Genomic DNA, 12,935 nt, shown 5'->3' on the forward strand with positions numbered 1-12,935 from the left:
GGGCGTGGCCGACCTCGCGGTGGCCGACCTGATCCAGAAGGTGGCCGAACGCACCAACGAGCTGCAGACCGCGCAGCACGAGCTGAGCGAGCGGACCGCGGACCTGCAGCGCCTGCAGGCCGAGTTCGTGAACTACAAGCGGCGCGTCGAGCGGGACCGGCAGCAGGTCGTGGAACTGGCCCAGGGCAAGGTGATCGGCGAGCTGCTCGGCGTGCTCGACGACATCGGCCGGGCCCGTGACCACGGCGAGCTGGAGGGCGGCTTCCGGCGGGTCGCCGAGTCGCTGGACTCCGTGCTGACCAAGATGGGGCTCGAGCAGTTCGGCGCGACGGGCGACCACTTCGACCCGAACCTGCACGAGGCGTTGATGCACCAGTCCACCGACGAACTGGAACCGGACACGGTGGCCGCGGTCCTGCAGCCGGGGTACAAGTTCGGTGAGCGGATCCTCCGGGTCGCCCGGGTCGCCGTGGCCCAACCCGCTGACTCGGATTGACTTCGTCGGTTGCGAAAGGCTGAGGCTTAAGCGATGAGCACCAAAGACTACGTGGAGAAGGACTACTACAAGGTGCTCGGCGTTGCCAAGGACGCGACGACCGCCGACATCAAGAAGGCGTACCGGAAGCTGGCCCGCCAGTACCACCCCGACGCGAACAAGGGGGACGTGAAGTCCGAGGAGAAGTTCAAGGAGATCTCCGAGGCCTACGACGTCCTGTCCGACGACAAGCGGCGCAAGGAGTACGACGAGGCCCGGTCGCTGTTCGGCGGCGGCTTCCGCGCACCGGGCGGCGGCGGGTTCCCGTTCGACCTCGGCGACCTGCTGAACAACCAGGGCGGCGGCAGCGGCGGCGGCCTCGGGGACATCCTCGGCGGCCTGTTCAACCGCGGCCGCACCCCCGGCCAGCCGGGCCCGACCGGCACCGCCGGGACCGGGCGGCGCGGCGCGGACGTCGAGACCGAGGCCTCGATCAGCTTCATGCAGTCGATCGACGGCGTGACCATCCCGCTGCGGATGACCAGCGAGCAGCCGTGCCAGGCCTGCTCCGGCACCGGGGCCAAGGCCGGCACCACGCCGCGGGTCTGCCCGACCTGCTCCGGCACCGGGCAGACCAGCACCAACCAGGGCGGGTTCGCGTTCTCCGAGCCCTGCCGCGAGTGCAAGGGCCGCGGACTCGTGGTGGACACGCCGTGCCCGACCTGCAACGGCTCCGGCCGTGCCGCCTCGACGCACACGCTGCAGGCGCGCATCCCCTCCGGGGTCAAGGACGGACAGCGGATCCGGCTCAAGGGCAAGGGCGCTCCCGGCGAGCGCGGCGGACCGTCCGGCGACCTCTACGTGGTGGTGCATGTGAAGCCGCATCTCGTCTTCGGGCGGGACGGGGACAACCTGACGGTGACCGTGCCGGTGACCTTCCCCGAGGCGGTGCTCGGCTCGGACATCAAGGTGCCGGTGCTCGGCGGGATGCCGGTGACGGTCAAGCTGCCCGCGGGCAGCGCGAACGGCCGCACGATGCGGGTGCGCGGCAAGGGCGCCCCGTTGCGCGACGGCGGCCGCGGCGACCTGCTCGTCACCTTCGAGGTGGCGGTGCCGGTGCATCTGAACGACGACGCCAAGGCGGCGCTGGAGACCTTCCGCACCGCGACGGCGGGCAACGACGTGCGAGCCGATCTGCTGAAGCAGGCCAAGGACGGAGGCGCCTGAGATGAACATCCGCGACAACAGGGGCAACCCGCTGCCGGACGACGCTCCGGTCTACGTGATCTCGATGGCCGCGGAGCTGTCCGGGCTGCACCCGCAGACGCTGCGGCAGTACGACCGGCTCGGCCTGGTCAGCCCGGACCGCGCGGCGGGCCGCGGGCGGCGCTACTCGGCGCTGGACATCGAGCGGCTGCGCGAGGTGCAGCGGCTGTCCCAGGACGAGGGCGTGAACCTGGCCGGCATCAAGCACATCAGGAGCCTGCAGGACGAGGTCGCCGAGCTGCGTGCGCGGGTGGCCGAACTGGAGGCGACGCTGGCCGCGGTGGCGGCGACCACGATCCCGGTCGCGCTGCCGGCCCCTTCGACCGCGACCGCCGCCGCGCAGGTACCGCAGCCCACCGTCCCGGCGCCGAACCCGCTGCTCCCGGCGCTGCCGGCCTTCGGCCGGTCCACCGCGCTGGTGATCTGGCGTCCGCAGCAGCACTGAGAGGCTCTCCATGGAAGTCGATCAGCTGACTACAAAGGGTCGTCAGGCTCTTTCCAACGCCATCCAGGACGCCGGGGTCTCCGGCAATCCGCAGGTGGAGTCGGCGCATCTGCTCAAGGCTCTGCTGGCCCAGTCGGACGGCACGGCCGTACCGCTGCTCGAGGCCGCCGGGGTCGACCCGCAGGCGGCCTCGGCGGCGGCGCGCGATCTGGTGTCGCGGCTGCCGATGGCCTCCGGGTCCACGGTGGCCGAGCCGACGCTCAGCCGCGGCCTGCGCTCCGTGCTGAGCACCGCGGAGGGCGAGGCCAAGCGCCTGAACGACGAGTACGTGTCCACCGAGCACCTGCTCGTCGGCATCGCGGGCGGCGCGGACGACGCGGCGAAGCTGCTGGTCCGGCTCGGCGCCACGGTCCAGGCGTTGCGCGAGGCCTTCAAGCTGGTCCGCGGCTCGACCCGGATCACGTCGCAGGACCCGGAGTCGACGTATCAGGCCTTGGAGAAGTACGGCATCGACCTGACCGCGCAGGCCCGCGAGGGCAGGCTGGATCCGGTCATCGGCCGCGACTCGGAGATCCGCCGCGTGGTGCAGGTGCTCTCCCGCCGCACCAAGAACAATCCGGTGCTGATCGGCGAGCCCGGCGTCGGAAAGACCGCCGTGGTCGAAGGTCTGGCGCAGCGCATCATCGCCGGCGACGTCCCGGAATCCCTGCGCGGCAAGCGCCTCGTGTCCCTCGACCTCGGCGCGATGGTCGCGGGCGCGAAGTACCGCGGCGAGTTCGAGGAGCGGCTCAAGGCCGTGCTCGCCGAGATCAAGGACAGCGACGGGCAGATCGTCACCTTCATCGACGAGCTGCACACCGTCGTCGGCGCGGGCGCCACCGGCGATTCCTCGATGGACGCGGGCAACATGCTCAAGCCGATGCTGGCGCGCGGCGAGCTGCGGATGGTCGGCGCGACCACGCTCGACGAGTACCGCGAGCGCATCGAAAAGGACCCCGCGCTCGAGCGCAGGTTCCAGCAGGTACTCGTCGGCGAGCCGAGCGTCGAGGACACGATCGCGATCCTGCGCGGGCTCAAGGGCCGGTACGAGGCGCACCACCAGGTGCAGATCTCGGACAGCGCGCTCGTCGCCGCGGCCGCGCTCTCAGACCGCTACATCACCTCGCGATTCCTGCCGGACAAGGCGATCGACCTGGTGGACGAGGCGGCCTCGCGGCTGCGCATGGAGATCGACTCGCGTCCCGTGGAGATCGACGAACTGCAGCGCGCCGTGGACCGGCTGCGCATGGAGGAACTCGCCCTCGACAAGGCGACCGACCCCGGTTCGAAGGACCGTCTCGAGCGCATTCGGCGCGAACTGGCGGACCGTCAGGAGAACCTCTCCGCACTCACCGCCCGCTGGGAGCAGGAGAAGTCCGGCCTCAACCGCGTCGGCGAGCTCAAGAAGCGGCTCGACGACCTGCGCGGCCAGACGGAGCGCGCGCAGCGCGACGGAGACTTCGAGGCGGCCTCCCGGTTGATGTACGCCGAGATCCCCACCGCCGAACGCGAACTGGCGGAGGCCTCGCAGGCCGCGAACCAGCGCGACGCGATGGTCAAGGAGGAGGTCGGCGCCGACGACATCGCCGAGGTGGTCGCCGCGTGGACCGGAATCCCGGCGGGACGACTGCTGGAAGGCGAATCCGAGAAGCTCCTGCGCATGGAGGACGAGCTCGGCAAGCGCCTCATCGGCCAGCAGACCGCTGTGCGCGCCGTGTCCGACGCCGTCCGCAGAGCACGCGCCGGAATCGCCGACCCCGACCGCCCGACGGGTTCGTTCCTCTTCCTCGGTCCCACCGGCGTCGGCAAGACGGAACTCGCGAAGTCCCTGGCGGACTTCCTGTTCGACGATGAACGCGCCATGGTCCGCATCGACATGTCGGAGTACGGCGAGAAGCACTCGGTGGCCCGCCTGGTCGGCGCCCCGCCCGGATACGTCGGCTACGACGAGGGCGGTCAGCTGACCGAGGCGGTGCGAAGGCGGCCGTACACGGTCGTGCTGCTCGACGAGGTGGAGAAGGCGCACCCCGAGGTCTTCGACGTCCTGCTGCAGGTGCTGGACGACGGACGGCTGACGGACGGTCAGGGCCGGACGGTCGATTTCCGCAACGCGATCCTGATCCTCACCTCGAACCTGGGCAGCCAGTTCCTGGTGGACCCGGTACTGAGCGAGGAGACCAAGAAGGACCTCGTGATGCAGACCGTGCGCGCCTCGTTCAAGCCGGAGTTCCTCAACCGCCTCGACGACATCGTGCTCTTCGACCCGCTCGGCACCGACGAACTCGGCCTGATCGTCCGCCACCAGGTCGCCTCACTGCAGAAGCGCCTCGCCGACCGCCGGCTCACCCTCCACGTCACCGACGCCGCGCAGGAGTGGCTGGTACTCACCGGCTACAGCGCCGCATACGGCGCCCGTCCGCTCCGCCGCCTGGTGCAGACCGCCATCGGCGACCAGCTGGCCAAGGAGATCCTGGCCGGCCACGTGCCGGACGGCGCCACGGTGACCGTCGACGTCGACCAGGACGAAACAGACCCGACCGCCGAGCACCTGGTGGTAAGCGTCGCAGGCTGATTCAGACGCTCCCTGCACTCTTACGGCTTAGTTATCACTCCTTAGTGTGATCGGTTTCCGCGTGCCGTCATTCGCGTCCCGCATGGGTGTCCTCGTCCGTGGCAGAACGGATTGGGCACGCATCGGAGGCGCGTAGTGCTGGAGCTCGTCGTACCGTACCGAGACACCAGGGCTCAGGATCTGTGCTGGAGCCTCAACCTTCCGGTCCAGCCGGCGCTCGCGGTGCGCAGCGTGCGGCTGGGCGGGCTGATACTCGAGCTGCGGCTGCTGGGCGCCTCGCATCAGGTGCTCGTCTGGGGCGAGGACGGTGCGGGACCGCTCTGCGTGGAGACGGTCGCGTGCCTGCCGGGGCTCGCCGTCCCGCTCCCGGAGCGGGACGCGCGCGGGCTGGCCGGCGGCGGGTACGTGTGGGAGTCGGAGACGCTGGCGTTGTCGGGCCCCGCCTTCGACCGCGCGGTAGGCCGGATCGCGCGCTCCGTCTCGGCCAATTCCGAGAGCCTGGCGGGCTGCTATCCCGGGGCTCCTGGGGCATTGACCGCGGTGCTGCCCGAGGCCGCGCCGACCGGCGTACGCTGGACCACCTGGCACAGCTATCCGCAGGACGGGAGGCTGGTGCGCACCAGAACCGGGTTCCGGCGTACGCTGAGCCCGAGGCAGCGAGGGCCGGCGAGACGCGACGATGTTGGGGAAGGCGTAGATGGCGTACGAAGCTACGGTGCCGGTCCATCGCCGGTTGCTGTGGTCAGCTGTCACCGACCCTGAGCGGCTCCTCGGCGCGATGCCGAACCTGGTCGTGGAGGCCAGCACCGATCAGGGCGTGGCCGCCAGGCTGCGGCTGCGCGTCGGGGATCGCAGTATCACCTTCCGCGGGATCGCCCGGCTCGTCGAGCTCGTCCCCGAGCAACTGCGCGCCGTGTTCGAGGTCGAGGCCGTGCACGGCCGAGCCGACGGCGCGATCGACGGCCGCGTCGAGTTGCGGCTGCTGGCCGCGGGCGGCGGGACGCGGATCCTGGTCACGCCGTCGCTCGAGCTTTCCGGCCGGTCGCCGACGATCCCGGCCGAGCGGCTGGCCGAGGCCGCGCATCGGCTGATACCCCGCTGGTTCGAGCTGTTGGTGAACACCGCGCCGGAGTCGAGGCAGGGTCCGACCACGCTCACCGTCGTGCCGGACTCGGCGACCGAGGCCACGCCCAAGCCGGTGCCCGCCTTGCCCGAGCCGGCGGTCGGCGGCCCGCTGCCGCCCGTCGAGCCGCACGTGCCGACGCTCACCCTGATCACCGGCGACGCCGAGGACGCGACCCCGAGCCCGAAGGCACCGCTGCGCCTGGTGTCCGACGCGGATGACGATCCGGAGTTCGAGCAGTCGGCCGAACCCGATCTGTGGAGCCGGGGCCGCGGGCCGCTGCTGTCCATCCCGCTGTGGGTCTTCGGCGCCGCCGCGCTCGGCCTGCTCGGCCTCGCCGCGCTGTTCCTGCGCCGGCTGCTGCGCCGCCGCTGAGCTGCGGCTCGACCCGGCCGACGGCGCCGCCGGTAGCGCCATGGCGTTCCTGTCACTAACGAGTGAGTCTTGTCATCGGATCGAGTGGTTGTCGGCTGAATCTCCGTCGAATGGCCGATTCTTCAGCTTAAGGTGAGCCGCATTCCCGGATCTTCTACACCAGGAGCCGAACGCCATGTACGTGGAAGGGTGGAACGCCCACCGAGTCGTCCGTCCCAGTCGGCTGGCCAATGCCGTGATCGAACGGTTGCTGCTGCGCATACTGGACGGCGAGTTCCAGCCCGGCGGCGACCTGCCGCCGGAGGCCGCCCTGGCGCAGGAGTTCGCGGTCAGCCGCACGATCCTGCGGGAGGCGCTCAAGGCGCTCGAGGAGAAGCGGGTGCTGCGCATCCGACACGGGCGCGGTACGACCGTCCGGCCGAAGAACGAGTGGAACATCCTCGACCCGATGGTGCTCAGCGTGCTGCTTGAGTACGGCGGCTCGACGACGCTCGCCACCGAACTCGAGGAGGTGCGCACCGCGCTGCAGGGGCTGATGGCCGACCTGGCCGCCAGCCGGATCACCCCGGAGCAGCGGCGCGACCTCGACCTGTGCCTGAACCGGATGCGCGCTGCGCTGCCCGCGGAGCCCGGCCTCGGCGACCCGATCGCGTACCGCGAGGCCGCGCACCTGTTCGCCAGGGTGCTGTCCGAGGCTGCCGGGAACGAGGTGGCCCGCTGCGTGGTGGAGACCATCGACGTGCCGCTGCCGGAGGACGACCCCGACCAGGCCCGCGGCTCGTTCCCGCGCGCCCAGGAGTTCGCCGAGCGGCTCTACGCGCGGATCACCGGCCTGCCGATCCCGGCCCAGGCGGTCCCGGCGGACGAGTCGCTGGTCGACCTCGCCGAGCCGCAGTCGGGCCCGAACGGCGCCCCGGTCTCGCTGCCGAGCCAGCCGCCGGTACTCACCACGCCGCTGCGGCGCAGGCCGATGGTGGCCGGCGTGTCGCGCTGAGGCGCGGCGTTAAAGATCGTGTGGGATTTCCGCTTGAGGATCCTGACGGCCCCCTGAACGACAAAGGCCGTTGGGATCCGCGGCGGGCTGGTGACCGGTGCGGCGATCCAGGTCGTTAGGATTTGGCTTCATGACCGTCAACTACCCGCAGCCCAGCGCCGAGCGTTCCGCCCTTCTCGAGCAGATCAAGGAGAAGGCACTGTTCCGCGGCGAGTTCACGCTCAGCTCCGGCCTCAAGGCCGACTACTACGTGGACCTGCGCCGGATCAACCTGCGCGGCGCGACGGCGCCGCTGGTCGGCCGGGTGATGCTGGAGACGGTCAAGGACCTCGACTTCGACGCCGTGGGCGGCCTGACCATGGGCGCCGACCCGATGGCCACCGCGATCATGTACGCGGCGATCGCCCAGGGCCGCGACATGGACGCCTTCGTCGTGCGCAAGGCGGGCAAGGCGCACGGCCTGCAGCGGCGGATCGAGGGCCCGGACGTGGCCGGTCGCAGGGTCTTGATCGTCGAGGACGCGTCCACCACCGGGAACTCGCCGCTGACCGCGGTCGAGGCGGTGCGCGAGGCGGGCGGCGAGGTGGTGGCGGTCGCGTGCATCATCGAGCGCGGCGCGGCCAAGGCGATCGAGGCGGCGGGCCTGCCGTACTACGCGGCGTACAAGGTCGAGGATCTCGGGGTGTGAGAAGAGCCTTAACGCCGGCCGACGAGCGCGTATCAGCCGCGTCGCAATCCGGAAGTCGTCCTCGAGGAGGACGCGGCGCACTGGTCGTTCGCCTGTAGTCTGCTTCGGTGACCTACGGAGCGTTAAACGTACTCAGCCCGGCGTCGCTGATCAGCACATTCGGTGTGGTCGGCGTCTACGTCATCATCTTCGTGGAACTCGCCGTGATCGTCGGGTTCTTCCTGCCCGGCGACTCGCTGCTGTTCATCGCGGGTGTCGCGGCCTCCGGCGCCGCCAACACCCTCGTCGGCACGCACCTGAACTTCGCCGCGCTGCTGATCGGCACCCCGATCGTGGCCGTCGTCGGCTCGCAGGTCGGCCACTTCACCGGCGCCAAGCTGGGCCGCCGGCTGTTCGACAAGCCGGACTCCCGCTTCTTCAAGCGCAAGTACTCGGTGCGCGCGGAGTTCTACTTCAACAAGTACGGCGGCGCCAAGGCCGTCGTCGTCAGCCGCTTCATCGTGGGCGTGCGCACCTTCGTGAACCCGCTCGCCGGCATGCTCGAGATGTCGGCGCGCACCTTCTTCTTCTGGAGCGCCATCGGCAACATCTTCTGGGTCGAGCTGATGCTGGTGCTCGGCTACGAGCTCGGCGACAAGGTCAAGGGCAACATCGACAACGTGATCCTGCCGATCGCCCTGGTCGTCGCGGTGATCACGCTGATCCCGCTGGCGCTGGAGATGCTCAAGGAGCGCCGGGCGGCCAAGCGCGGTGAGGAGACCGAGCTGCAGATCTTCGAGCGCGAGCAGGAGCTGCAGTACCAGCAGCGCGTCGGCGGCGTCGTCGAGGACGCTCTGCCGGCCGGGGTCTCGCCTGCTGGAGCGCGGCACAGGAAGTAGATTGTCTCTGCGAGGATAACGACGCAGAGTCGCTTGGATTGATTTGGAGCCCCCATGCCCATCGCAAGCCCGGAAGTCTACGCCGAGATGATCGACCGGGCGAAGGCCGGCGCCTTCGCCTACCCGGCGATCAACGTGACCTCGTCCCAGACGCTGAACGCGGCGATCCGCGGCTTCGCCGAGGCGGAGAGCGACGGCATCGTCCAGGTCTCGACCGGCGGCGCCGAGTACCTCAGCGGGAGCCTGAAGGACATGGTCACCGGCGCGGTCGCGCTGGCCGAGTTCGCGCACGTGGTCGCCGCCGAGTACGACGTGAACATCGCGCTGCACACCGACCACTGTCCGAAGGACAAGCTGGACGGGTACATGCGCCCGCTGGTCGCGCTCTCCCAGGAGCGCGTCGCCAAGGGCCTCGAGCCGTTGTTCCAGTCGCACATGTGGGACGGCTCGGCCGTGCCGCTGGACGAGAACCTGCGGATCGCGCAGGAGCTCATCGAGCAGTGCGCCAAGGCCCGGATCATCATGGAGCTGGAGATCGGCGTCGTCGGCGGCGAGGAGGACGGCGTCGCCAACGAGATCAACGAGAAGCTCTACACCACGCCCGAGGACGTCATCAAGACGGTCGAGGCGATCGGCCTCGGCGAGAAGGGCCGCTACCTGCTGGCCGCGACCTTCGGCAACGTGCACGGCGTGTACAAGCCGGGCAACGTGAAGCTGCGGCCGTCCATCCTCAAGGACATCCAGGACGCGGTCGCCGCCAAGTACGGCAAGGGCCCGAAGCCCTTCGACCTGGTCTTCCACGGCGGCTCCGGCTCGCTGCTCGAGGAGATCCGCGAGGCGCTGGACTACGGCGTGGTGAAGATGAACGTCGACACCGACACCCAGTACTCGTTCACCCGGCCGATCGTCGAGCACATGTTCCGCAACTACGACGGCGTGCTCAAGATCGACGGCGAAGTGGGTAACAAGAAGCAGTACGACCCGCGTTCCTACGGCAAGGCCGGGGAGGCCGGCATGGCCGCCCGCGTGGTCACCGCCTGCCAGGACCTGCGGTCGGCTGGCACCCGCCTGAAGTAGCGGGTAAGCTCCTGTTGCAAGAGGCCCGGTGCGCTTGCGCTCCGGGCCTTAAATCTTTGTAGTACCCGGAGGTGTACCCGGAATGCCGGCACTCGTGCTCGTCGGCGCCCAGTGGGGCGATGAGGGCAAGGGGAAGGCCACCGACCTGCTCGGTGGATCCGTCGACTACGTCGTTCGCTACCAGGGCGGCAACAACGCGGGCCACACCGTGGTCATCGGCGACCAGAAATACGCCCTGCACCTGCTGCCGTCGGGCATCCTCAGCCCGGAGTGCGTGCCGGTGATCGGCAACGGCGTGGTCATCGACCCCGCCGTGCTCTTCCAGGAGCTCGACGCGCTGATCGACCGGGGCGTGGACGTCTCGAAGCTGATCATCTCCGCGAACGCGCACCTGATCACGCCCTACCACCGGACGATCGACAAGGTCTCCGAGCGCTTCCTGGGCAAGAACCGGATCGGCACCACCGGGCGCGGCATCGGCCCGACCTACGCGGACAAGATCAACCGGATCGGCGTGCGGGTGCAGGACCTGTTCGACCCGGGCATCCTGGCGCAGAAGGTCGACGGCGCGCTGCGCGACCGGAACCAGATGCTGGTGAAGATCTACAACCGCCGGGCCATCGCGGCCGACGCGATCGTGGAGGAGTACCTGGGCTACGCCGAACGGCTGCGCCCGCACGTCGCGGACACCGCGCTGCTGCTGAACAACGCGCTGGACGAGGGCAAGGTCGTGCTGCTCGAGGGCGGCCAGGGCACGCTGCTCGACGTGGACCACGGCACCTATCCGTTCGTCACCTCCTCGAACCCGACCGCGGGCGGCGCCTGCTCGGGCTCCGGCATCGGCCCGACCCGGATCACCCGGAGTATCGGCATCCTCAAGGCCTACACAACGCGGGTGGGCGCCGGACCGTTCCCGACCGAGCTGTTCGACGAGGACGGCGAGGCGCTGCGCCGGATCGGCGGGGAGTACGGCGTGACCACCGGCCGGGACCGGCGCTGCGGCTGGTTCGACGCGCCGATCGCGCGCTACGCGGCCCGCGTCAACGGCCTGACCGACTTCTTCCTGACCAAGCTGGACGTGCTCACCGGCTGGAAGCAGATCCCGGTGTGCGTGGCCTACGACGTGGACGGCGTGCGGCACGACGAGCTGCCGATGACGCAGACCGACTTCCACCACGCCAAGCCGGTCTACGAGTACCTGCCCGGCTGGGACGAGGACATCAGCAAGGCGCGCGAGTTCTCCGACCTGCCGGACAACGCACAGGCCTACGTGCGGCGGCTCGAAGATCTGTCCGGCGCGCAGATCTCGGCCATCGGCGTCGGCCAGGACCGCAACGCGACCATCCAGATCAGGTCGTTCCTGTAGGTTCCGCCGAGCATGTTGCCGTAATCGGGTCGTCCAGCCGTACACAGTGTCGGTTGGGCGGCCCGATCGGTGTTTCCTACTCTGGAGACATGACCGACACCGCGTTGCCGCACATCGCCGCCGACCCCGACAAGGGCAAGGCGGTGGCCGAACTCGACCGCGCCCACGTCTTCCACTCCTGGTCCGCGCAGGACCAGATCGCCCCGCTGCCGGTGGCCGGCGCCGCGGGCTCCCGGTTCTGGGACTACGAGGGCAACGTCTACCTCGACTTCGCCAGCCAGCTCGTCTACACCAACATCGGGCACCAGCACCCGAAGGTGGTCGCGGCGATCCAGGAGCAGGCCGCGAAGCTGTGCACCATCGCCCCAGCCTTCGCGAACGACGTGCGCGCCGAGGCCGCCGAGCTGATCACCTCGCACGCGCCGGAGGGCCTGAACCGGGTCTTCTTCACCAACGGCGGCGCGGACGCGATCGAGAACGCGGTGCGCATGGCCCGGGTGCACACCGGCCGGCCCAAGGTGCTCACCGCGTACCGCTCGTACCACGGCAACACCGCGACCGCGATCACCATGACCGGCGACCCGCGGCGCTGGGCGAACGAGAGCGCCGGGCATCACGACGGCGGCGTGCAGAAGTTCTTCGGCCCGTACCTCTACCGCTCCTCGTTCTACGCGACGACCGAGGCCGAGGAGTCCGAGCGCGCGCTGGCCCACCTGGAGCAGACGATCCAACTGCAGGGCCCCGGCACCATCGCCGCGATCGTGCTGGAGACGGTGGTCGGCACCAACGGGATCCTGATCCCGCCGCCCGGCTACCTCGCGGGCGTGCGCGCGCTGTGCGACAAGTACGGGATCCTGTACATCGCGGACGAGGTGATGGCCGGATTCGGCCGCACCGGCGCCTGGTTCGCGGTCGACCACTGGGGCGTCACGCCGGACCTGATCGCCTTCGCCAAGGGCGTGAACTCGGGCTACGTCCCGCTCGGCGGCGTGATCATTTCAGACCAGGTGTACGACACCTTCCGGAACCGGGCGTTCCCCGGCGGCCTGACCTACTCCGGCCACCCGCTCGCCTGCGCCGCGGCCGTCGCCACGATCAAGACCATGCGCGAGGAGCGGATCGTCGAGCACGCCGCCTGGCTCGGCGACACCGTGTTCGGTCCCGCCCTGCGCGAGCTCGCGCAGAAGCACCCCTCGGTCGGCGAGGTCCGCGGCATCGGCGCGTTCTGGGCGCTTGACCTGGTCAAGAACCGCGACACGCGCGAGATGTTCGTTCCGTACGCGGCCGCCGGAGCCGACGCGGCGCCGATGAACGCGGTGTTCGCGGAGGCCAAGAAGCACGGCGTCTGGCCGATGCCGCACTTCAACCGGCTGCAGCTCACGCCGCCGCTGAACCTCGCCGAGGACGACGCGCGCGAGGGCCTGGCCGGCATCGACGCCGCGCTCACGGTCGCGGACTCGTACTACGAAGGCTGAGTCCCGGACCGTCCGGCCTGGGCGGCGAAGACGATGCGTAGGTGCAACTGAGAAATCGTGGCTGGATCAGGGAGCGGGTCGAGGGCCGAGTCTGGCAAGGCCGAGGAGGAACTCGCCCCGGGTTTGGGCGGCGACCGTTCGCGGAGCGGGCTCGAAGAGCCA

Annotated in this window: 12 protein-coding genes; all 12 read left to right on the forward strand. The window is 69.9% G+C overall.

Annotated elements, in window-relative coordinates:
* Nucleotides 1–496, forward strand: a 496-nt coding sequence (grpE, locus tag VG296_RS29870) for a nucleotide exchange factor GrpE (protein ID WP_325571837.1), incomplete at its 5' end; no start/stop codon positions are given.
* 33 nt (nt 497–529) lie between these two features.
* On the forward strand, nt 530–1,702 hold the full coding sequence (gene dnaJ, locus VG296_RS29875; RefSeq protein WP_325571838.1) for a molecular chaperone DnaJ: 1,173 nt from the start codon (nt 530–532) through the stop codon (nt 1,700–1,702).
* Between the two features lies 1 nt (nt 1,703).
* Complete coding sequence (locus VG296_RS29880) at nt 1,704–2,186, forward strand: heat shock protein transcriptional repressor HspR (RefSeq protein WP_325571839.1); 483 nt, start codon at nt 1,704–1,706, stop codon at nt 2,184–2,186.
* Nucleotides 2,187–2,196: 10 nt separating this feature from the next.
* Nucleotides 2,197–4,797: an ATP-dependent chaperone ClpB gene (gene clpB / locus VG296_RS29885; RefSeq protein WP_325571840.1), complete on the forward strand. Its 2,601-nt coding sequence runs from the start codon at nt 2,197–2,199 to the stop codon at nt 4,795–4,797.
* Nucleotides 4,798–4,932: 135 nt separating this feature from the next.
* Nucleotides 4,933–5,559: a DUF2617 family protein gene (locus VG296_RS29890; RefSeq protein ID WP_325571841.1), complete on the forward strand. Its 627-nt coding sequence runs from the start codon at nt 4,933–4,935 to the stop codon at nt 5,557–5,559.
* On the forward strand, nt 5,495–6,295 hold the full coding sequence (locus VG296_RS29895; RefSeq protein ID WP_325571842.1) for an SRPBCC domain-containing protein: 801 nt from the start codon (nt 5,495–5,497) through the stop codon (nt 6,293–6,295). The genes VG296_RS29890 and VG296_RS29895 overlap by 65 nt, the downstream gene beginning before the upstream one ends.
* 175 nt (nt 6,296–6,470) lie before the next feature.
* Nucleotides 6,471–7,289 (forward strand): FadR/GntR family transcriptional regulator, encoded by an 819-nt coding sequence (locus tag VG296_RS29900; RefSeq protein ID WP_325571843.1) that lies wholly within the window; start codon nt 6,471–6,473, stop codon nt 7,287–7,289.
* A gap of 130 nt (nt 7,290–7,419) precedes the next feature.
* On the forward strand, nt 7,420–7,977 hold the full coding sequence (gene pyrE, locus VG296_RS29905; RefSeq protein WP_325571844.1) for an orotate phosphoribosyltransferase: 558 nt from the start codon (nt 7,420–7,422) through the stop codon (nt 7,975–7,977).
* 107 nt (nt 7,978–8,084) lie between these two features.
* On the forward strand, nt 8,085–8,855 hold the full coding sequence (locus VG296_RS29910) for a DedA family protein (RefSeq protein WP_325571845.1): 771 nt from the start codon (nt 8,085–8,087) through the stop codon (nt 8,853–8,855).
* A gap of 54 nt (nt 8,856–8,909) precedes the next feature.
* Nucleotides 8,910–9,932, forward strand: a complete 1,023-nt coding sequence (gene fbaA, locus VG296_RS29915; protein ID WP_325571846.1) for a class II fructose-bisphosphate aldolase — start codon at nt 8,910–8,912, stop codon at nt 9,930–9,932.
* Nucleotides 9,933–10,014: 82 nt separating this feature from the next.
* Complete coding sequence (locus tag VG296_RS29920; protein WP_325571847.1) at nt 10,015–11,298, forward strand: adenylosuccinate synthase; 1,284 nt, start codon at nt 10,015–10,017, stop codon at nt 11,296–11,298.
* Nucleotides 11,299–11,387: 89 nt separating this feature from the next.
* A complete protein-coding gene (locus VG296_RS29925) occupies nt 11,388–12,773 on the forward strand; it encodes an aspartate aminotransferase family protein (protein ID WP_325571848.1) in 1,386 nt (461 codons plus the stop codon).
* The last annotated feature ends 162 nt before the right edge of the window (nt 12,774–12,935 follow it).

It is taken from the genome of Actinospica sp. (genome assembly GCF_035552695.1).
Classification (GTDB): Bacteria; Actinomycetota; Actinomycetes; order Streptomycetales; family Catenulisporaceae; genus Actinospica.